Origin of the sequence: Pleionea sediminis, assembly GCF_007570825.1 — a bacterium.
GTDB lineage: Bacteria > Pseudomonadota > Gammaproteobacteria > Enterobacterales > Kangiellaceae > Pleionea > Pleionea sediminis.
In genome coordinates, this window is the sequence record NZ_SUNB01000007.1 from 131,468 (window position 1) to 153,141 (window position 21,674).

At 42.0% G+C, this 21,674-nt stretch carries 18 protein-coding genes; all 18 read left to right on the forward strand.

Annotated elements, in window-relative coordinates:
• The first annotated feature begins 19 nt into the window (after window positions 1-19).
• Window positions 20-1,063, forward strand: coding sequence for a protein-glutamate methylesterase/protein-glutamine glutaminase (locus tag FAX86_RS19615; RefSeq protein WP_144395193.1), 1,044 nt, complete (start codon window positions 20-22; stop codon window positions 1,061-1,063).
• Window positions 1,064-1,810 carry a flagellar motor protein gene (locus FAX86_RS19620; protein WP_144395194.1) on the forward strand — a complete coding sequence of 249 codons (747 nt, stop codon included), beginning with the start codon at window positions 1,064-1,066 and terminating at the stop codon, window positions 1,808-1,810. It abuts the gene before it with no gap.
• 16 nt (window positions 1,811-1,826) lie between these two features.
• Complete coding sequence (motD, locus tag FAX86_RS19625) at window positions 1,827-2,855, forward strand: flagellar motor protein MotD (protein ID WP_144395195.1); 1,029 nt, start codon at window positions 1,827-1,829, stop codon at window positions 2,853-2,855.
• 35 nt (window positions 2,856-2,890) lie between these two features.
• Window positions 2,891-3,679: a ParA family protein gene (locus FAX86_RS19630; protein ID WP_144395196.1), complete on the forward strand. Its 789-nt coding sequence runs from the start codon at window positions 2,891-2,893 to the stop codon at window positions 3,677-3,679.
• Window positions 3,679-4,950: a chemotaxis protein CheW gene (locus tag FAX86_RS19635; RefSeq protein WP_144395197.1), complete on the forward strand. Its 1,272-nt coding sequence runs from the start codon at window positions 3,679-3,681 to the stop codon at window positions 4,948-4,950. The genes FAX86_RS19630 and FAX86_RS19635 overlap by 1 nt, the downstream gene beginning before the upstream one ends.
• A 196-nt stretch (window positions 4,951-5,146) precedes the next feature.
• Window positions 5,147-5,650: a chemotaxis protein CheW gene (locus FAX86_RS19640; protein ID WP_144395198.1), complete on the forward strand. Its 504-nt coding sequence runs from the start codon at window positions 5,147-5,149 to the stop codon at window positions 5,648-5,650.
• Between the two features lie 31 nt (window positions 5,651-5,681).
• Entirely contained in the window at window positions 5,682-6,062 is a 381-nt protein-coding gene (locus FAX86_RS19645; RefSeq protein WP_144395199.1) for a DUF2802 domain-containing protein, read from the forward strand.
• A gap of 74 nt (window positions 6,063-6,136) precedes the next feature.
• Complete coding sequence (locus tag FAX86_RS19650) at window positions 6,137-7,162, forward strand: aspartate-semialdehyde dehydrogenase (RefSeq protein WP_144395200.1); 1,026 nt, start codon at window positions 6,137-6,139, stop codon at window positions 7,160-7,162.
• Window positions 7,163-7,444: 282 nt separating this feature from the next.
• Window positions 7,445-10,063, forward strand: coding sequence for a motility hub landmark protein FimV (locus FAX86_RS19655; protein ID WP_144395201.1), 2,619 nt, complete (start codon window positions 7,445-7,447; stop codon window positions 10,061-10,063).
• A gap of 32 nt (window positions 10,064-10,095) precedes the next feature.
• Window positions 10,096-10,878 (forward strand): tRNA pseudouridine(38-40) synthase TruA, encoded by a 783-nt coding sequence (truA, locus tag FAX86_RS19660; protein WP_144395202.1) that lies wholly within the window; start codon window positions 10,096-10,098, stop codon window positions 10,876-10,878.
• 95 nt (window positions 10,879-10,973) lie between these two features.
• A complete protein-coding gene (gene accD, locus FAX86_RS19665; protein ID WP_144395203.1) occupies window positions 10,974-11,888 on the forward strand; it encodes an acetyl-CoA carboxylase, carboxyltransferase subunit beta in 915 nt (304 codons plus the stop codon).
• A 5-nt stretch (window positions 11,889-11,893) separates the two neighbouring features.
• Window positions 11,894-13,132, forward strand: coding sequence for a bifunctional folylpolyglutamate synthase/dihydrofolate synthase (locus FAX86_RS19670; protein ID WP_164503682.1), 1,239 nt, complete (start codon window positions 11,894-11,896; stop codon window positions 13,130-13,132).
• Entirely contained in the window at window positions 13,132-13,881 is a 750-nt protein-coding gene (locus tag FAX86_RS19675) for an SPOR domain-containing protein (protein WP_144395205.1), read from the forward strand. The genes FAX86_RS19670 and FAX86_RS19675 overlap by 1 nt, the downstream gene beginning before the upstream one ends.
• Before the next feature lie 89 nt (window positions 13,882-13,970).
• Complete coding sequence (locus tag FAX86_RS19680; RefSeq protein ID WP_144395206.1) at window positions 13,971-14,486, forward strand: CvpA family protein; 516 nt, start codon at window positions 13,971-13,973, stop codon at window positions 14,484-14,486.
• A gap of 25 nt (window positions 14,487-14,511) precedes the next feature.
• Window positions 14,512-16,035, forward strand: a complete 1,524-nt coding sequence (gene purF, locus FAX86_RS19685) for an amidophosphoribosyltransferase (RefSeq protein ID WP_144395207.1) — start codon at window positions 14,512-14,514, stop codon at window positions 16,033-16,035.
• Between the two features lie 9 nt (window positions 16,036-16,044).
• Window positions 16,045-16,620, forward strand: a complete 576-nt coding sequence (locus FAX86_RS19690) for a lysophospholipid acyltransferase family protein (RefSeq protein ID WP_144395208.1) — start codon at window positions 16,045-16,047, stop codon at window positions 16,618-16,620.
• Window positions 16,592-19,906 carry a ligand-binding sensor domain-containing protein gene (locus FAX86_RS19695; protein ID WP_144395209.1) on the forward strand — a complete coding sequence of 1,105 codons (3,315 nt, stop codon included), beginning with the start codon at window positions 16,592-16,594 and terminating at the stop codon, window positions 19,904-19,906. Before FAX86_RS19690 ends, FAX86_RS19695 begins: the two co-directional genes overlap by 29 nt.
• Window positions 19,903-21,651 (forward strand): gamma-glutamyltransferase, encoded by a 1,749-nt coding sequence (gene ggt / locus FAX86_RS19700; RefSeq protein ID WP_246128685.1) that lies wholly within the window; start codon window positions 19,903-19,905, stop codon window positions 21,649-21,651. The genes FAX86_RS19695 and ggt overlap by 4 nt, the downstream gene beginning before the upstream one ends.
• Window positions 21,652-21,674: the final 23 nt, after the last annotated feature.

Sequence of the window (21,674 nt, forward strand, 5' to 3'; positions counted from 1 at the left end):
GCAAGGGGAGTTATAGTCAGTGGCGATCAAAGTCCTTGTTGTTGATGACTCAAATTTCTTTTGCCGTCGCGTCGCGCAAATTCTTAGTGCTGATCCTGAAATTAAAGTTGTTGGTATTGCCAATAATGGTCGTGAAGCCATTGATAAAGTTCGACAACTAAAACCGGATGTTATTACTTTGGATGTTGAAATGCCCGTCATGGATGGCATTACAGCATTAAAGCAAATTATGAAAGAGCATCCGACTAAAGCTCTAATGCTCTCCTCGTTGACTTATGAAGGCGCCAAGTTAACTTTGGATGCGCTCGATGCTGGTGCTGTCGACTTCATGTTAAAAAGTTACGAAGGTATTTCGCAAGCGTCGGGCGAGTTGGCGAGTTTATTACGAAAGAAAGTACGCAGTATAGGGCAAAGCGTTCGAACTTCTACCGTAACCAGTACGCCTCAGAAAGCTCCAGAAGCGCCGCGTGCGACCAGTGCATCGATTCCTCAAGGACAAATTAAATTAATTGCGATAGGGGCTTCGACAGGAGGGCCTGTCGCTTTGCAAAAGATCTTAACTGAGTTACCGGGAAACTTTCCGATTCCAATTACAATTACTCAGCACATGCCAGGCACTTTTACAGGTGCATTTGCTCAGCGCATGAATAGCCTTTGTGAATTGACGGTCGTTGAAGCGGAAAACAATACGCCGCTGCGGCCAGGGCATGTTTATGTTGCACCGGGCGGAAAACAAATGTTAATTGAAGGTGTGAGCTCAAGTGCAAAAATCCGTATTAAAGATACCGATGCAAGATTGCAATACGCGCCTTGCGTTGATGTGACTTACGCGTCCGCAGCGAAAGTGTTTAGTGCCAATGTGCTCGCTATCGTCTTAACAGGAATGGGCGCTGATGGTCGAGAAGGCGCTCGTATACTGAAAGAAGTCGGTGCGACCGTGTGGACTCAAGATGAGGCCAGTTGTGTGGTCTATGGCATGCCAATGTCAGTAAAACGAGCTGGATTTTCAGATCTTGAATTAGGCATTGATGCTTTTGCAACACAGGTTAAGAAGGTGGTTTAAATGGATAGCCTAACCTTCATCGGACTGCTGTTTGCCTTTATTGCAATTTTCGGTGGTCAAGTCCTTGAAGGTGGCTCTATTGAATCGCTACTAAATTTTCCAGCATTTGTCATTGTTATTGGAGGAACTTTTGGCGCAGTTCTAGTGCAAACCAATGTTAAAACGCTGAAGCGTGCTCTGAGAATGGCAAGTTGGAGTTTTAAAACACCAAAACAGGAACCCAAAGTTGCAATAGATAAAATAATCAACTGGAGTATGACGGCTCGAAAGTTAGGGTTGCTTGGTTTAGAAGATGAAATTGATGTTGAACGAAACCAATTTGAGCGAAAGGGATTAATTTTATTAATTGATGGTGGTGAGCCCCAGGTCATTCGTGATTCTTTATTGGTGGATTTAGAAGTGGTTGAGCGGGAGTCGATGCAAGCTGTCAAATTCTATGAAGCATTAGGCGGTTATGCACCGACACTAGGAATTGTCGGTGCTGTGTTAGGGCTGATTCAAGTCATGGGAAACCTGTCTGATCCTTCAGCATTGGGCAGTGGTATTGCAACGGCGTTCGTCGCAACGATTTATGGAGTGGCTTCCGCAAATTTGTTGTTCTTACCCATTGCTGGAAAACTAAAAAATATTGTGCAAACACAAAGTTTATATCGGGAAATGTTTATCGAAGGAATTGCTTTAATCGCTGAAGGGGAAAATCCAAAAGTCATCGAAAGTCGGTTGGCTGGATTTATTCCAACGTCATAAGTTATTGAGTCGTATTATGTTAAGAAAACAACCTATGGAGGAAGAAGAAAAACTTGACCGCTGGTTGGTTTCTTACGCTGACTTTATTACCTTGTTGTTTGCTTTTTTTGTCGTGATGTATTCGATTTCTCAAGTGAACGAAGGTAAATACCGCATTTTATCACAATCTCTTTTATCGGCTTTTGATTCACCCGAGCGCAGCATGGAACCGATTCAGGTGGGTGATATTAATCGTTCTGATCCACCTATTACGCAAGAAATTATTGATTTGACGAAACAGCCTGCTTCGGGTGAGTCTGACTTAGAAAATTATGCATCGACGGAAGAATTTGATGCCATTGAGCAAACGTTGGAAAAACAACTGGCGGATCTTATTGATAACGATTTAGTTGAAATAAATCGATCAAAAGACTGGTTGGAAATAGATCTTCGTAGCGCCTTGTTATTTGAAAGTGGAAGCGATCGACTAGAGCGTGGTGCTATTGTTGTTTTATCTGAGATAGCCAATACATTAAAAAAGAACAAGCATTTAATTAAGGTTCGTGGACATTCCGATAACATTCCTATCGAAACGGAGCGTTTTGGTTCCAATTGGGCGCTATCTGCGGGAAGGGCGGTTGCAGTGGTACGCTTGTTGCAGAGAAATAGATTGTCGCCAACGCGTCTGGCAGCCGAGGCCTTTGGTGAACATCAACCCGTGGCATCGAATGATAACGCGGAAGGGCGAGCCAAAAATCGACGAGTGACCATAGCCATTTCCCGTTATCGTGTTCCTGACAATGCGCCAGAGAAAAAGACGGTGCGACAACCTGAGCCTAAACCGGATCGAAACCAGGAGCGTAAAACGGAAACAACGACGGCTACCGAACAACCGAAAGTGTCGGAAAAGTCGCAAGATAAAACGTTAGAGCAAGAAGAGTCTTCAGAGAAGAAATACGAAATCATTCGATTAAAAGATGGTGGACTCATTATTCGCGGCAAAAAGTTGCCCGAAAAAGAAAGCTCGACAGATGAAAACGAGCAACAAGATGATCAAAACCCTTGATGGCTTAATGGGGTTGGTCGAAGTGAGTGAGTTAATTGAAAGTTTGGACAATTGCAAATCAGAAGGGCGGCGTTGGGAAAACTACCAGCGTTGCTACGCTGGGTGGACTGTTAGTTGAAACAGGCCATCGAGTGCTTATGGTCGATTGTGATCCTCACGCTTCTCTTACCAGTTATTTTGGTTACGACTCAGACTCACTGGACAGTTCATTATTCGATGCATTCGATATCATGCCGCACGACAAAACTGAAATACCTCCCAACTTTATTTTGCATACGACGCATGAAAACTTAGATTTCATTCCTTCATCTATTGGCTTAGCAACGTTGGATAAGAAGTTTAGCCAAAAGCCCGGCATGGGATTGGTGATTAAGCGATTGAAATCGATCTTTAATGACGATTACGACTACATGTTATTAGACTGTCCTCCGGTATTGGGAATCTTATTGGTTAACGCAATGGCTGCCTGCGAACAACTGATAATTCCGGTACAAACGGAGTTTTTGGCGTTAAAAGGTGTTGAGCGGATGATGCAAACGATCAACATGATCACAAAAGCCAAAAAGCATTCGATTCAATATGTGATTGTTCCGACAATGTTTGATCGCCGAACGAGAGCGTCGATAGCAACGCTGAGAAATATGCGTGATGAGTTTGGGATGCATTTGTGGGAAAAAGTGATACCTATCGATACAAAATTTCGAGACGCGAGCAAAGCGCACCAGGCAATCAATTACTGTTTTCCGGATTCGCGTGGTGTTTACGCGTATCGAAAGTTACTCGAAACACTCAAAAATAATGAGTCAAAAATACAGGTGGCTTAATGATGTGGAAACCCGATAAGCCACCACCGAAAGAAAAAGATCGCGAGTTACTCGAAGATTTTATCGAGGATTTATTATTTGAAGACGATGTCGATACTTCTGTTAAAAAATCATCTTTGACTGAAAAGCATCAATCCGACGCTAAGCGTTCTACTTCAATTACATTGGAGGAGGCTGGTGAAGGTGTCCAAGATACTTCAACATCGATGGCGCAGACAAATAATCAATCGTCTGATAACAATGCAGACGGAATTCGTTCGACCGAGGTGCAGTCCAGTTCTTCCTCTTTCATGCCTCCTGCTGCTGTTACTGAAGTGCATCCGCCAGAACTGTCACCAGACAATGATTTCGCTGATCCTGAACATGATGAACGATTAGAAAAAGTGAAGGAGTTGCTTTCACGCATGCCACGCGGGGAAGAAGCTTTACATGTGGTAGAGACAAACTCTGAAGTAAAAATTGAACCCAAGCCGTCAGTTTTAAAAGAAGAGCTGCTCGAAACCAAGTTAGACACGCCCGCAAATGCTAAGGTAGAAACGCAAGTTGACGTTAGTACGTTAGCGGAAGTTGATTTAAAACAGGCTGAATCAACAGAAGTTGTTGAAGAGACTTCGGCTAGAGAAACGACAACTAAAGAAAATATAGTTAAAGAGAAGATATTTAAAGAGAGTACCCAAGATTCGCAGGCGCCATCATCGGATATTTCAGAGCAGACCGAACAGGCGACCGAGTCAGAGTCGATCGATTTTGAAGGACTGGAACGCGATGTTGCTCGAGCCCGTGAAATGTTGGGGGAAAACTTTCAAACCTTGGTTTTTGAAGTGGGCAAGCTACCCTTAGCCGTTCCGTTGGTGAAGCTGGGCGGAATTCACGTGTATTCAGAGGAAGATATCACGCCAATGTTCGGTACGCCTGATTGGTTTCGAGGCATTCTTCCATCAGAAGAAGGGAATATCATGTTGGTGGATACCGCAAAGTTGATCATGCCAGAAAAATACGAACAGATTGAAAAGGATTTAGATTATAAGTATGCAATTCTGCTAGATGATACCCGCTGGGCGTTAGCCTGTAGTGAGGTGAGAGAAGCAAAATCCTTACAGCTTGATGATATTCGGTGGGCGCAAAAAGGATCCAATAAAGAATGGTTTGCCGGTATGGTTGTTCAGTTTATGTGCGCATTATTGGAAGTTGATGCGTTAATTAACCTTTTGTATCGAGAAGGGAAAGGCTCGAAGAAAAAGCCTCCTCAAAATGACGACTCAAAATCTTAAAAGTCAGTGTATTGATCGCTAAAGCGGAAACTCTAAGTCAGAATTTGTAAAAACGTCTATTATTTATCTAAAACGGGTGTAATTTCCGATTCTTGAGTTTTATTGATAATTGGAATGGAAATTGCCTATTTACTAGTAACTCGAGGAAAAGATGATTTTATCGTCATTTTCTTGACAGATCTGTGGCGGGAGAGCGATGAGTAACCAGGGTTTTAAATCGAAATCGGTCAATTCGGCAAATGGTGATGAAATATTGCAATGGGTGACCTTTCGGTTAGCCGGTGAAACTTATGGCATTAATGTGATGCAAGTGCAAGAAGTACTTCGATACACAGAGATTGCGCCAGTACCGGGAGCACCGCATTACGTGATTGGGATTATTAATCTACGCGGTAAGGTTGTGACGGTTATTGATACTTGCAAGCGATTTGGTTTACCCGCAATTGAAGTTACTGAGTCAACGCGTATTGTGATTATTGAGGCGAATCATCAAGTGATTGGAATTTTGGTGGACGCTGTTGCTGAGGTAGTCTATTTGAAAGCGTCAGAAATTGAAATCGCACCGAATGTTGGCAATGAGGAAACCGCCAAGTTCATTCAGGGCGTGACTCATCGGGATGGTGTCTTATTAATTTTAGTTGATTTGAACAAAATGCTTGAAGAGGAAGAATGGCAAGAACTGGAATTTCTAGATTATTAGTTATTCATGCAAAAGATAGAGAGAAACACTTATGACACTGACAATGACACATTTGCTAATTGCTTTACTGGTTACATTACAGGCCGCAATTCTTTTTTGGGTCTTGCAGTTAAGAACTCAAATTAAGGTTCAAGGTAAAAAAATTCAACAAATGAATCATGAGCAGCAAGCCATCGTCAGCGGAAATCTGGGATTGGGACGAAAGCTTTTTCAGTTTAAAAATAATTTAACTCATCTAGAACAATCACAAGTAGAAATTGAGCAAACCAGCCAGAACAGTGGCGCATTTGAGCAAGCGGCAAAAATGTTGCGCCAAGGTATTTCCATTGAGGATGTGATCGAAAGTTGTCACATATCACGAGGCGAAGCCGAACTTCTTAAAGAAATGTTATCAACCACTTCTTTCCATTAGTTATTTCTCATATTATTCAACCTTAGGTACACTCTGCGCACTTGATTGAATGTTCAGACAGAAAGGGTTTATTTGTGAGCGAAAAATTATTCAATGTAGCAATCGTCGGTGCCACTGGCGCTGTTGGCGAAGTTATGCGAGAAATTTTAGAGGAACGTAATTTTCCAGTTAAGCAATTGTTTCTTTTGGCGAGTGAACGTTCTGCGGGTGACAAGCTTTCTTTTCATGGTAAGTCTGTATCGGTAACCAACTTGGCAGAATTTGATTTTTCTCAAGCCGATATTGCGCTGTTCTCAGCGGGGGGCTCTATCAGTAAGGAATTTGCACCCAAAGCTGCCGCGGCGGGTTGTGTTGTTATCGATAATACTTCTGAATTTCGTTATCAAGACGATATTCCTTTGGTTGTGCCAGAAGTTAATGAAACCGCTATTGCAGACTATAAAAACCGAAACATTATTGCCAATCCGAATTGCTCAACCATTCAGATGTTGGTGGCTATTAAACCGATTTACGATGCTGTTGGGATTGAGCGCATTAATGTTGCAACGTATCAAGCTGTCTCGGGTTCGGGAAAGCAAGCGATCAATGAATTGGCGCGTCAAACGACGGAGCTTTTAAGCGGTAAGGAGCCGACTGTTCAAGCTTATCCACATCAAATTGCTTTTAACGTCTTACCTCACATCGATACTTTTCAAGATAATGGCTATACTCGAGAAGAAATGAAAATGGTGTGGGAAACGCAAAAGATTTTGGATGATTCAAAAGTCCGGGTGAATCCAACCGCAGTACGAGTACCTGTTTTTTTTGGTCATTCAGAGGCGGTACACATTGAAACTCGTGAACCCATCAATGCCAGCGACGCTTCCGAACTGTTGAAAAAGTCGCCGGGGATTACGGTATTAGATAATCCAGAAATGAATGAATATGCGATGCCGTCGACGCATGGTGCTGGCAAAGACGATGTGTGGGTCAGTCGAATTCGTAATGACATCAGCTATGAGAAAGGTTTGAATTTGTGGGTGGTGTCGGACAATGTGCGCAAAGGTGCAGCATTGAACAGTGTGCAGATTGCCGAAAAGCTTGTCCAAAAATATATGTAAGGTACTGTTTTTCTTGGGGAATCCCATGTTGGGTTAATCTGTTACATGAAGCAGTGGGTGTAACTTGTTGTTTTTATTGGTGCAGTTGGCGGAGGGATTAACCTCCTCAATTTGAGACATTATTCAAGAAAGTCTTGATATCGTTAAAAAATAATTCCAAAAAATATAAAGTATTTGCTATAGTTACTGCGATATCATAAAGAATAATCTTAAGTTATTACTGTAACTAGTTAACGTTAAAACGGGTTTCTATTAAGAGCCAGTAACTAAAGGGAACTTTATATGTTTCGCAAACTTAGCCTGGTTTTGGTTTTTGTCCTCGGCGCTGTTTCGGTGGGTGTCAGTGCTTTGGGGCTCGGTGAAATTAAGCTTGAGTCTGGGCTTAATCAGCCATTAAAGGCCGAAATTGAATTGTTTTCCCCGGAAGGCATGTCCGAGTTTGAGGTCGCTGCTACCCTCGCAAGTCGTGCCGAGTTTGAAAAAGCTGGCATCGATTATTTGGGGTTTTTGCGGGAACTCCGTTTTAAAACGGTGAAACGTGGGCCAGAACGACTGGTTGTGGAAATCACAACACGCCAACCCATTAAAGAACCTTTTCTTAATTTTCTGGTTGAATTGAATTGGCCGAAAGGTCGAATGTTGCGGGAATACACATTGCTGTTGGATCCGCCTGTTTTTTCAGAATCTCGCTCGTCAACGGTGAATCAAGCCAGCAGTCTGGCGCAACAAACGACGCAAACGTATACGCCACCTGCAAGACAGACAACACGAAGCATTTCTTCGGGTACATCGACTCCTCCTTCACAGCAACCTGTTTTTTCCGGAACATCGTATGGCCCGGTGGGAAACGCTGAGACCCTTTGGCGTATTTCAACAAAAGTTCGTCCCACCAACGCGACGATTCATCAAACACTGGTAGCGCTTTTTCGCGCGAACCCGGATGCATTTCTTAATGGCGATATCAATCTATTGAAAGAGGGTGCGGTACTTGATATTCCTTCCGCTAGCGAAATCGCATCGACACCTCATCGTGCCGCATTACAAGATATGGTCGCCCGCTTACGTGGTGGCAGTCGCGACACCGTTTTAGATACTTCAGGCCGCAGTTCCTCTAACCAAAGAGCAACTCGTGGCGGGGACCGTCTTAGGCTATCATCACCGGGCTCTTCTTCGGGAGATTCATCAGGAGCGTCGGTTAATGGCCAACAAGTTAATCGGCTTAAGTCTGAGCTAGCCAGCACTAAAGAAGCAGCCGCCACGCTCGAAGCTGAGAATGAAGAATTAAGACGAAAGCTTCAAGATGCGTTGGGAAAGCTCGAGGATCAACAGTCGTCAGCGGTTGATGTCGATTCTACAGCAGGCGCTGCGCTGGCCAATCAAGATGATGTTTTTGCCTCTGAAGAGACAACCGACGAGTCTTTAACAGACACAATGGACTCAAGCATTGATGATTCAATGATGGAAGACGATGCTTCCACCAGTGACTCAACCGTGGAAGATTCAGTAACTGAAAGCTCGATGGATGATATGACATCTTCGGATTCAATGACCGATGATGCTGTTGAATCAACCTCTTCTCAGTCTGAAGTTGATGATACTGTTGCAGACACGAAAGCTGACACATCACCCAGTCAACCTAAATCAAGTTTAAGTCAACCTCCGCAAGCGTCAGAGGCTTGGTACGAAAATATTTACATTCTGGCTGGTGCTGGTGGCTTAGTTATTTTACTTATTGTGCTCGCAGTGTTCTGGAAAATGCGTCAACGTATGTCTGACGAAGACTTCCAAGATGATTTGGTGGGTACCACTAAGAGTTCAGGATTTGATACTGAAGAAAGTATTGATATGCCCGATGTCGGTGATGACCTTCTTGGTGATCTTGATTCCGACGATGTGTTCGATGATGACAGCTCAACTGATGCTGATCCTTTGGGAGAGGCAGACATTTACATTGCCTACGGTAAATACGATCAGGCAGAGAAGCTGTTAAAAGAAGCGATTGAACAACATCCTGAACGCAGTGATTTGAAAGTGAAGTTGCTTGAGTGTTTTGCTGAAACGAAAGATCAGTCTGCGTTTGAGGAGTTCGAAAATTTACACAGTGACGTTTGGGCGTCAGACAGTGATGCCGCGCGACAGGTCAGTGAACTGAAAGCACAAGCTTGGCCGGGTGAATCCTCGGTTGAAGACGAATTCGAATTACCATCAACCGAAGAAATATTTGGTGAAGAAGAACCTGATTTAACCTCAGATGATGACTTCTCACTCGATGACCTCGATACTGAAAGCGATATATCACTCGATGATATGGACGAACCAGATATTGGTGGTGAAGACGAGTCTTTCGATACGGACGATATGGACTTTAATATCGATGATGATTCTTCTTCTGATGCGGCAGCATCGTTGGATGACGATGACTTCTCGTTAGATGATGATACCAGTGATTTGGGTGGTGATGACGACATATCGTTAGACTTAGATGATGATGATGTATCTTTGGATAGTGAATCTTTAGATGATGCAATCGACCTTGATGCCGGAGCCGATGATGACTTGGCATCCATGGATTTAGATGCCGACGTTGACCTCGGTGATACCGATCTTGGTGGTTCCGATCTAGGTGGAGCCGACTTAGGAAGCTCTGATGATGATTTGGGTGGTGACCTGGATCTCGACGGTGATATGGATCTTGACGGTGACTTCGATTTAGATGACGACGACGGATTGGACGACGACCTGATGGACGGAACTGATGAGGCATCAACCAAATTAGACTTAGCTCGCGCTTACATTGATATGGGTGATACTGACGGTGCAAAAGAAATCTTGAATGAAGTTGTCGAAGAAGGTAACGAAGCACACAAAAACGAAGCCATGAGCTTATTACAAAAAATATAGTTCGATAATTTACGTACCAAGATGTTGTTTTTATGATTGTAGCGGTTGGAGTTGAATATCTTGGTACGTCTTACAGCGGATGGCAACGACAAAGCCATTCGCCTTCTGTTCAGGCTCACGTCGAAGCCGCCTTATCAAAAGTAGCCAATCATCCCATCGGTGTATATTGCGCTGGAAGAACCGACAGTGGGGTTCATGCCCTTGGGCAGGTTATCCATTTTGAAACTGATGTCAGTCGTCCTGAAAAAGCTTGGGTGTTAGGGGGAAATGCGCATTTGCCCGACGACATCTCTATTATCTGGGCACGGCAGATGAGCGATGATTTTCATGCACGCTATTCGGCTTTGTCCCGTCGCTACCGATACGTAATAGCCAATCAAAAACCGCGACCTGCTGTATTGACTGGACAGGTTACCTGGATTAGAAATCCATTGGATGAATCATTAATGCACGAAGCGGCACAGGCTTTGGTCGGTGAGCAAGACTTCAGTTCTTTTCAGGCTTCGAGTTGTCAGTCACCAACGCCTTTTCGAAATGTGTTTCAAGTTAAAGTTTTTCGCAAAGGGCCTTATGTTATTATCGATATAACCGCCAATGCTTTTCTCCATCATATGGTGCGTAATATCGCCGGCTCGTTAATTTGCGTCGGGCGCAAAGAGCAATCGGTTAGTTGGATAAAAGAATTATTGGAGAAAAAAGATCGCACGCAAGCGGCGCCAACGGCAAAGCCTGATGGTTTGTATTTTATTCAAGCTAATTATGGCAATACCGTCAATATTCCTAAGCCGGAACAAGGTCTTTGGATGCTTGACTGATAGGACCAGATTGAGACAAATTTGACTACTCTAATCGTTCAGTCATGGTAAAATTCGCCGCTATTTATCAATAATAATGCAACATTGAGGAAATTATGAGCTGGTTAGAACGACTGCTTCCCAAGAGAAACACGTCTGTCGACAGTCGCAAGAAGTCGATACCAGAAGGCGTTTGGTCGAAGTGTAATCAATGTGCATCGGTACTGTATCGTTCAGAATTAGAGCGCAACTTAGAAGTGTGTCCAAAATGCGGCAATCATATGAGAATTGGCGCTCGACGACGTTTGGAAAAGTTTTTGGATCCCGACAATCGAAAAGAGATAGCAGATGGTTTGAGACCGGTTGATGCACTAAAGTTTCGAGATTCAAAAAAATACAAAGATCGCATGAGCAGTGCGCAAAAGCTTACCGGTGAAGACGACGCTTTAATTGTTATGTCTGGTGAGTTGCTGGAAATACCTGTGGTATGTGCCGCGTTCGAGTTTAGTTTTATGGGCGGCTCAATGGCTTCCGTCGTAGGTGAAAAGTTTGTTCGAGCTGCAAACTATGCAATGGAAAATAATTGCCCTCTCATTTGTTTTTCAACCAGTGGCGGGGCGCGTATGCAAGAAGCACTTTTGTCATTATTTCAGATGGCAAAAACAAGTGCTGCGTTAGCAAGAATGTCTGAAAAAGGTATTCCATTTATTTCAATATTAACTGATCCGACAATGGGCGGTGTTTCAGCAAGTTTAGCAATGCTAGGTGATGTGAATGTTGCTGAGCCCAATGCGTTGATCGGATTTGCGGGACCACGAGTTATTGAACAAACCGTACGCGAAAAATTACCTGAAGGTTTTCAACGCAGTGAGTTTCTTCTCGAAAAAGGTGCGATTGATATGATTGTCGATCGCCGAGAAATGCGAACTCGAATCGCTTCGTTACTCTCTAAACTAACGCATCAAAAAGAACCCTTGCGTCAATTAGAGGAAGCGGAAGCAGAAGTCGAAGTTGAAGCAGAAGAAGACTGATTTCTGTGTCACAACCTAAAAGTCTTACGGATTGGCTCGAGTTTATTGAGTCAATCCATCCATCCCATATCGAACTTGGTCTGGATCGAATTAAAACCGTTGCGACCCGACTAAAGTTATTGTCGTTAACAACGCCTGTTATTACTGTGGGCGGTACCAACGGAAAAGGATCCGCGGTTGCCGCTATAGAAGCATTGTTAACCTTTAAAGGTAAACGTGTTGCGACCTATACCTCTCCTCATATTCTTCGTTTCAACGAGCGATTACGCATTAACGGAACGGAACAAAGTGACGACCAGTGGGTCGAAGCTTTCACTGCTATCGATCAAACTCGCGGAGACATTGAACTCACGTATTTTGAGTTTACAACTTTGGCAGCTTTGTATCAGATCGCTCAAGCACCGTTGGATGTTATTGTTCTAGAGGTCGGTCTGGGTGGGCGGCTCGACGCTGTGAATATTATTGATAATGTCTGCAGTATTATTACCAGCATCGACTTTGATCATGAAGATTGGTTGGGGTCCGAATTGACGCAAATCGCCGGTGAAAAATCAGGAATTGTGCGTCCTGACAGTACCGTAATATTAGGTGGAGAATCGGTTGTTCAATTAACAGCAGAGTATTTGCCGGAGACAACGAGAAAGATTTCATCCGATAATATTGAAGCACATTTATCTTGGTGGAGTCACCATTGCGAGCGACCTTTTGCTGAAACTATTTTTCCAACATCATTACGTTGTGCCGTGCTTGCGTGCTTAGAGTTGGGAATTTCCATTTCTGAAACAGACGTTTTTAACGCGATTCCCAACTGTGTCTTACCGGGACGCTGGCAAACTTTTGCAAATTTCAAGAACGTTTGGTTAGATGTTGCACATAATCCACAGGCGATTGCTAATTTGAAAAATAAAATGAGCAAAGCTGATCATGTTAAACATTGGGTTGGCATTTGTGGATTGTTAAAGGACAAAAAGGCAGAACTTGCATTACGCGATCTAGCGGACGATATCGAACATTGGTGCTTTGTTGATACACATGGACCGCGCGGACAGACGGCAAAAGAGTTAATGGATAAATTATCTTTTGTTGATGGTCGAAAGGCTCAGCTATTTAATGATGAGTTATCGGCATTTTCGGAAGTCTGGGCTGAAAAGACAGACTCAATGGGTATTTTAGTATTTGGTTCTTTTCATGTGGTCGCAAACATGGTTGAATACCTAGGTCAAAGTTCAACCGACGGAAGCTAATGGCACTCGAGCAAACAGTCAAACAAAGACTCATCGGCGCAATTGTTTTGGTTGCGGTTGCTGTTATTTTTTTGCCGGGTATTCTGGGGCAAAAAAAGGAACGAAAAACGTTTGTTTCTCAAGTTCCGGAAAAGCCGTTTAGTGAAAGTAAAATGCCTGTCAAGCGAAACGACGAAACTACTGAATCAAGTCAGTCCAAAACTGAACAGCTGACGTCTAACGAAGATAACCGTCAGGCCGAAAATTCGGGTCAACTGGACGAATCGACCGAGAAAGAAAATCAAAAAGAAAAGAGTTTTACGGAAAAAAGAGAGTCGGAACGGCAAAATTCGACGAAAGATCCTTCTGCTCAATCTGTCTCAGAAAATAAGCCAAGTGTAGCAGTTCAGTCTAATAACGACTCGACATCAGAGAGAGCTATATCACCAAAGAAACAAAAAAAGACTGTTCAATCGGCAAAGAAAAAACCGTCGCCTGTGGCTGATTCAGGATTGAAAGAAAACTCTTGGGTTGTACAAGTAGGGAGTTTTTCTTCACACGCTAACGCTGAGTTATTATCCAAACGTTTAGAAGAACAACGATTGAAAGCGTTTGTGCGTCCCGTTGAACTGGAAAAGGATCAATTATTGTATCGTGTCTATGTTGGACCTTGGTTGAAAAAGGAACAAGCTGAAAAACAATTAGCGAATATTACCGATATTACGCGCCTGAGCCCCATTGTTGTGGCTTGGAATCCTCAACGACAGTAATCAGATATCTTATTGATTAAGCGCTAGGTTTCCGAACTTCGCTCTGTTAAAATGCGCGCTGCGATACATGACTGGGGACGCAGTAATAAATGGTTTGGTTTGACTGGGCTATTTTAATCTTGATTTTGATTTCGACACTAATCAGTTTAGTTCGAGGTTTTATTCGTGAAGCTTTCTCGCTTGCCGGTTGGATCCTTGCCTTTTTTGTCGCTAAATGGTTTTATCTGGATCTCGCCAATTTACTTTCCGATCATATTTCAACGCCCAGCCTTCGTATGGGTATTTCTTGGGGTGTGCTATTCTTTTTAACACTTACCATGTCTGGGCTCGTCAACTTTTTACTCAGTCAATTCATTGAACGTGCGGGTTTAAGCGGCATGGACAGAATGATGGGAATGGCATTTGGTGCTATTCGTGGTGTGCTTATTGTTTCTGTTTTGGTGATATCTCTTAAGGTTTTTACACCCGTCGAGCAAGATACCTGGTGGCAGCAATCGCAGTTGAAAGAGCATTTTGAATTAATAGGCGGATGGTTTTATGAACATCTTAAAAATAACACTCCTGACGTCACTCCCGAAATTGATATTTCGATATCTCAAAGCTAATTAGGTAATTAAAGGCAGTTGTTTTATGTGCGGTATAGTTGGAATAATCGGTCAATATCCTGTTAATCAAAATATCTATGATGCGCTGACGGTTTTGCAGCATCGTGGGCAAGATGCTGCCGGAATGGTGACCTTAAATAATGGTCGAATGTTTATGCGTAAAGCTAATGGCCTGGTGCGCGATGTTTTTCAAGTTCGTCACATGCATCGTCTTGCTGGGAATGTTGGTATCGGTCATGTGAGATATCCAACGGCTGGTTGCTCAAGTTCGGCGGAAGCTCAGCCGTTTTATGTTAATTCTCCTTATGGTATTGCGCTGGCGCACAATGGCAACTTAACGAATGCTGCAGCTTTAAAAGAAGAGTTATATAAGGCCGATCGCCGTCATATTAATACCAGTTCTGACTCTGAAATTTTGCTCAATGTGTTGGCACATGAGTTACAGAAATCCTGTTCTTTGACTCCAAAGCCAGAAGAGATTTTTCAGGCTGGTAGAGAATTATACAAGCGCTGCCATGGTGGTTTTGCCGCCGTTGCTGTCATTTTAGATGTCGGTTTAGTCTGTTTTCGAGATGCCTCTGGCATTCGGCCATTGGTTATTGGCAAGCGTGAAACGGACAAAGGTACCGAATTTATTACGGCTTCTGAAAGTGTTGCGTTAGACGCTTTAGGATTCGACTTGATTCGCGATGTTGCTCCCGGAGAACTAATTTTTATCGATTTTAATGGCGAGATGCACAGCCAGGTGTGTGATGATAATGCGCGCTTGACACCTTGCCTGTTTGAACAGGTTTATTTGGCGCGTCCCGATTCGATGATTGATAATGTTTCTGTATATAAAGCTCGGCTGCGCATGGGTGAAAAATTAGCAGAAAAAATTCAGCGAGAGTGGGCCGATCACGATATTGATGTTGTCATTCCGATTCCAGATACCTCAACTACCAGCGCGATGCAGTTGGCTCATGGTTTGAATTTAAAAATGCGCCACGGATTTGTGAAAAATCGTTATATTGGACGCACCTTTATCATGCCGGGACAACAACTTCGGCGAAAATCCGTGCGGCGAAAATTAAACGCCATTGAATTGGAATTTAAAGATAAAAACGTACTCTTGGTGGACGATTCGATTGTCCGCGGCACGACCAGTCAACAGATTGTTGAGATGGCACGTGAAGCTGGTGCAAAAAAGGTTTATTTTGCCTCTGCTGCTCCTCCAGTGCGCTATCCTAATGTATATGGTATTGATATGCCGGCGGCAGATGAGTTGGTAGCGCACGGTAAAACGGTGGAAGAAGTGCAAGCTCTTATTCGAGCGGATAAACTGATTTATCAAGATTTGTCGGATTTGATTGAATGCGTCAAAGAAGGTAATCCAAACATCCAAGGTTTTGATACTTCTGTTTTCGATGGCAACTATGTTACCGGTGATGTTGATCAAGCTTATCTTGACGCTCTTGAAGAGGCGCGTAATGATGATGCAAAGTCGAATCAAAATAATCTTGAAGATGTTGATATGGTCATGGACATTCATAACGAAGGCAATGGCTAAGGCTGACTTTTGAAATCGTTCTCTCGTTGGATGCTAAAGGTTTTAGGCTGGAAAATTGTCGGTCAACAGCCTGAACTGAATAAGTGCGTGTACATTTTTGCACCGCACACCTCGAACTGGGATTTTCCATTGATGCTACTGTTTCGCTCGGCGACTCAGTTAAAGCCTAATTTTATTGGAAAACACACTTTATTTTGGCCACCATTAAGTTGGATCATGCGTTCGCTGGGTGGTGAGCCGGTAGACCGAGGTAAAGCAAAGGACGTTGTTGACCAAATTGTCGAAAAGTTCCAGACTAAAGATGTCTATCGGTTTGCGTTGGCGCCAGAGGGCACTCGAAGTAAAAAATCATATTGGAAAACAGGTTTTTATCGGGTGGCATATAAAGCTAAAGTGCCTATTCAACTGATTTATCTTGATAAAAAAACAAAAGAAGTTGGTTTTGGTCCATTACTGGAACCGTCGGGCGATATTGAAAAAGACTTTGAATGGTTAAGATCGTTTTATCAAAGTAAGCAGGGAATTCGTCCCGAGTTACTGTCTGATATAAGGATTAATGTTGATCATCAACGTAAAGATTCGTAAATCATTCTTTTCTGCCCGTGTTGTTACTGGTGTGTTGATAAGCTGGCTGTTGTCCTGCTTGTCCCCGCTCAATGCAAAAAATACCATTTCAATCGAACCTCAACTACACCTCAGTAATTATTCAATCAATGATGGTCTGTCTTTAAATTCAGTCACTGCTTTTGCAGAAAGTAAAGATGGTTTTATTTGGATCGGTACCGAAGATGGATTAAATCGATTCGATGGCTATGAGTTTCAAACGTTTAAAAGGAAAATTGGCTATCCAAACTCATTAGTCGATAGCAAAATTAATGTGTTGATGGTTGGTTCAAAGGGAAATCTATGGATTGGAACCGAGAAAGGGTTGGTTATCAGGGATATTGATGGGAATTTTTTACCCGTTCAAACCCGTAGCATTAATGCTCGTGGATCGATAAGCGCAATCGTTGAGGACATCTATTTTCAAATTTGGGTTATTCAAGATGGAATGCTATTTCTTTATAAGGAAGAGCAAAATGAACTCGTTCCTTATCATCATGTAGTTCAAGTTAAATCAGATTCAATAAACGAATCAATACGCGGTTTATTTAGTCATGGTTCGACTTTATATTATGGCAATAAAGATTGTTTGTTCAGTGTTGACCTAATTAACTTAACAGAAGAAAAGCGTTGTTTCGATTTATTAAGTGGCAATACTGCTAATAACTCGATAACGTCAATTCATTCGAAAGATCAAGACACCTTATGGGTGGGAAGTTCTCAAGGTGTGTTCGCAATCAATTTGTTAAGCGGTAGAACATCGCATTATCATGTTGATTCTACCGGGTTAGAAAAGATTAGCGACAATTCGGTTCAAGATATCTATGTTGATTCTACCAATCGCGTCTGGGTAGCAACAGGCAATGGATTGAATTTGTATAATGCCGCAACAAATAGCTTCACGATTTACCGACAGAATTTGATCAATAAATACGGTTTACTTTCGAATGACATTACTAAAGTCTATGAAGATTCTAACGGTTTAATTTGGATTGGAACCTATGATGCAGGATTTCATATCTGGAATCCTCAAACACAGGTTTTTCGACATTATTTGACAAGAAGTAATGCCAGCGATTTTAAAACATCCAATACGGTGCATAGTGTGACTTCTGATCTACTGGGGAATATCTGGATCGGAACGTATGGCGGAGGTGTTTTTCGTGTTAATGCCGATCGATCTAAGCTCACGCATATTCAGTCTTCTAATCCTGATGTCGATTTGACTCGGCAATTTGTAACTAGCCTACATTTTGATATTTACGATAACCTTTGGATAGGTACTTTTGAGGGATTATTTATCTATAACCCAGACACTTCGAGTGCGTTATTGGTTAAGGATAAAAACTTATCGGGTTATATTACTTACATTTCTGAAGACCATAATGGCGACTTATGGGTTGCACAAGGTCCCGGATTAATAAAAGTGAAAGATATTGATGGTGAGTTTTACAGGGAAAAGTCATTAACGACTGAAATTTTTACCGAGCGTTTAGAATCTATCGTTGGTGATGACGATTATTACATTAATTCAATCTATGAAGATGTTGATGGCATAATTTGGATTGGAACGGATCGCGGATTAGTCGCTTTTGAACCTAATGGCGATAAACAGCATATTTTCTTAACCGACGAAAATAACTCAAAAAGCATTAGCAATAACTATGTGCAGATGATTTACGAAGATACACACGGAGTTTTGTGGATCGGTACCGGTGATGGATTGAATAAACTGAGAGTCGATAAAAACTCGCTAGCAAAAAGTTACTTTGTTCGTTTTACTGAAGATGATGGACTCATCAGTGATTCAATTTATGGTATTCAATCGGGTACTAACGATGCTTTGTGGTTGAGTTCAAGCTTTGGACTATTGATGTTCCAGACATCTGATAATGAAGTCAGCCATTTTAATGTTAAAGATGGACTACAAAGTAACGAGTTTAATATTTGGGCGAGCCATAAAAGTTCAGAGGGTGAAGTTATGTTTGGTGGCGTTAATGGCGTTACCACTTTTTATCCAGAGCAATTAGAGAATACAGATACCAAACCGCCTCTCAAACTGATCGATGTCTCTATTAATAATCAAAAGCATTACATTTCGCCCGATGTTACGCCTTATATTATACTCGATGAACGTTCTGACTATTTATCAATAAAGGTAGCTGCGATTAATTTTCATGATGCGGAAGGTCAACATTATCGTTATCGATTGAGTGGTTTGAACGATGAGTGGATTAATCTTGCCGATGCCCGAATTATTAATCTATTTGGGCTTGAATCCGGTAAATATACGCTCGAAGTTCAGTCGCGTCAGCAAAACGGATTTTGGGGAGAACAAAAGCTAACAATAACACTCGATGTTAAGGCAAATATATGGGATTCGAAGTGGGCTTTCCTTGTTTATCTTTTTATTGTGTTGTCGCTCGTAGGGACGGTGTTATTTATTTGGTTAAGGCGCGTTAAACTTAAAGGTCAAAGAATAAAGCAAGAGTTAGATGGTAATCGTAACTACATTAAAGAGCTCAGAATGGAGCTAGAGAGTGAGAAGAATAAAAACGAAATTAATGAACAAGAAATTTACACATTAAAAGAAAAAGCAATTTTTTATGATCGTAAGATAAAAGAGTTTAATAAAAAAGACAAACTGACAAACTTTTATTTGAAACGTTACTTTGAGGCAATCATTAATAATGAAGATGCGTTTTTCCGCTCCAATCAAATGGAGTTTCCTGAGGGCAGCCTTATCGCTGTGTCTATTGCTAATCACGAGCAATTATTGAGTCTAGAATTTAAAGCCAATGTAGAAGCTGCTATTTCTGATTTTAGTGAACTGATACAAGAGTATGTCACTGGTGACGATCTAATTTCTCGATGGGATGAAAGTTCTTTTATCATGCTTGAATCTGGCAGTACTCAGGAAAATATGAAAAAATTATTCGATTTTTATCAGCTCATTAATAATCGTTCTTTTGACTGTGGTAACGGTCGTTTGCTCAAATTAGAGTTTATAGTGACACAAATACCGACTCCATTTTCACCTCATAAAACAAATTTTCTCAATCGAACTGTTCTTGCATATTTATCGGCAGACTTGATAGGCCACTTGCATCGCCAAGGTAAGTTAGGTGTCTATTTATTCGAATGTAGAAAGAATTCCCACCCAACAGAATTGAATAAGAAAATTAGCCAGGGTGTTGAGTATTTAATAGAAGCTGGTTATTTTGAATTGACGGATTTATCACAATATTTTACTCGGGAGAAGTCGTGAAGCAGTACAGTGTTTTGGTACTAATAACAGCTATTTTTTCATTAGCTTGGGCAGATAATAATAATGATGCGTTAATCGAGTGGAATTCAATCCATCGACCTGTTAAATCTGATGGCGGTATGGTCGCTTCACAAGAACACCGGGCATCGCAAATAGCCGCTGAAATATTAGCACAAGGTGGCAACGCTGTTGATGCTGCGGTTGCATTGGGATTTGCCAAAGCCGTATCGTTACCTAAAGCTGGTAATTTGGGCGGCGGTGGATTTATGTTAGTTCACTTGGCAAAAGAAAATAAAACCATCGCTATAGATTATCGAGAAATGGCGCCGAATGCCGCGACAGATGATATGTTCTTAAATTTATTCGGCCAGGTTTCATTAACTGAATCGCGGTTTTCATTGAAATCAAGTGGTGTTCCAGGAACGGTCGCTGGTTTACTACACGCTTTAGAGAAATATGGAACAATGAGTCGTGAGCAGGTGATGCAGCCTGCGATTAATCTAGCTGAGAAAGGAATTATCGCCGACAATCCATTTTTGGACTCATTGAACGCCCGTAAAATTCGACTTGTTCAAGATGATGAAGTCTCTCGAATATATTTTAAAGAGGATGCTGAAAGTTATCGTGTGGGTGAGGTTATGCGCTTTCCTGATTTAGCAAAAACACTCAATCTAATAAAAATGCAAGGCGCTGCAGGTTTTTATGAAGGTGACGTTGCTGATAAATTCGAATCCTATATGAAAGACAATGATGGATTGATCACCAAGAAAGATTTAAAAAATTATAAAGTTGTTGAGCGCGAGGTGATCAAAGGTTCGTATCGCGGATTTGATGTGGTTTCCATGCCGCCGCCAAGTTCTGGTGGTATTCATATTATTCAAGGGTTAAATATTTTAGAAAACTTCAATCTTTCTGAAATGGGTTGGGGGAGTGCCGATCACATTCACGTGATGGCCGAAACCTTTAAATACATGTATGCCGATAGAAGTAAGCATTTGGGAGATCCTGATTTTTTCACTGTACCGACTAAGAAATTGATCGACAAAAAATACGCTAAGTCAATCGCGCAAAAAATTAGCTTATCGAAAGCAACACCATCAGACAAAATTTCTCCCAATCAGTTTGATGACAAAGAAAGTCGGCAAACGACGCATTTTTCCGTAATCGATCGATGGGGAAATGTGGTGTCCAATACTTACACTCTAAACTTTAGTTTTGGTTCAGGAAAAATTGTTCCTGGAACCGGCGTATTTTTAAATAACGAAATGGATGACTTTTCAGCGAAACCTGGCGTAGCAAACGCATACGGCTTGATTGGTGGTGAAGCCAATGCCATCGAACCCAAAAAGAGACCTTTGAGCTCGATGACTCCGACTATTATTTTCAAAAACGGTTATCCTATTTTAGTTACTGGAAGTCCCGGTGGTAGTCGCATTATCACGACGGTAATGCATCAGATTATTAATACCATTGATTTCAAAATGAATGTCTCAGAGTCTGCTCATCGGCCGAGATTTCATCATCAGTGGTTTCCGGATACTTTATTTATGGAAACGGGGTTTTCACCAGATACTATTAAATCGTTAAAACAACGTGGTCAAAATATTCAGGAAAGCCGAGCTGGTGGTAGTGTTCAATCCATTTCAAAGCTGAACGAGAAAGAAGTGTATGGTGCGTCTGATCCTCGTCGTTCAGGAGCTAAAAGTATTGGGGTGAGTCAATCAGGACAATTGATTTATTATTAAATACCCAAGAAAATAATGAATAA

What these genes read in the sequence shown, in the direction of transcription:
- truA (WP_144395202.1), top strand. Translation starts at nt 10,096, where the DNA reads ATGATTGTAGCGGTTGGAGTTGAATATCTTGGTACGTCTTACAGCGGA.
- FAX86_RS19675 (WP_144395205.1), top strand. Translation starts at nt 13,132, where the DNA reads ATGGCACTCGAGCAAACAGTCAAACAAAGACTCATCGGCGCAATTGTT.
- purF (WP_144395207.1), top strand. Translation starts at nt 14,512, where the DNA reads ATGTGCGGTATAGTTGGAATAATCGGTCAATATCCTGTTAATCAAAAT.
- FAX86_RS19620 (WP_144395194.1), top strand. Translation starts at nt 1,064, where the DNA reads ATGGATAGCCTAACCTTCATCGGACTGCTGTTTGCCTTTATTGCAATT.
- FAX86_RS19645 (WP_144395199.1), top strand. Translation starts at nt 5,682, where the DNA reads ATGACACTGACAATGACACATTTGCTAATTGCTTTACTGGTTACATTA.
- FAX86_RS19635 (WP_144395197.1), top strand. Translation starts at nt 3,679, where the DNA reads ATGATGTGGAAACCCGATAAGCCACCACCGAAAGAAAAAGATCGCGAG.
- FAX86_RS19695 (WP_144395209.1), top strand. Translation starts at nt 16,592, where the DNA reads ATGTTGATCATCAACGTAAAGATTCGTAAATCATTCTTTTCTGCCCGT.
- FAX86_RS19640 (WP_144395198.1), top strand. Translation starts at nt 5,147, where the DNA reads ATGAGTAACCAGGGTTTTAAATCGAAATCGGTCAATTCGGCAAATGGT.
- motD (WP_144395195.1), top strand. Translation starts at nt 1,827, where the DNA reads ATGTTAAGAAAACAACCTATGGAGGAAGAAGAAAAACTTGACCGCTGG.
- FAX86_RS19655 (WP_144395201.1), top strand. Translation starts at nt 7,445, where the DNA reads ATGTTTCGCAAACTTAGCCTGGTTTTGGTTTTTGTCCTCGGCGCTGTT.
- accD (WP_144395203.1), top strand. Translation starts at nt 10,974, where the DNA reads ATGAGCTGGTTAGAACGACTGCTTCCCAAGAGAAACACGTCTGTCGAC.
- FAX86_RS19680 (WP_144395206.1), top strand. Translation starts at nt 13,971, where the DNA reads ATGGTTTGGTTTGACTGGGCTATTTTAATCTTGATTTTGATTTCGACA.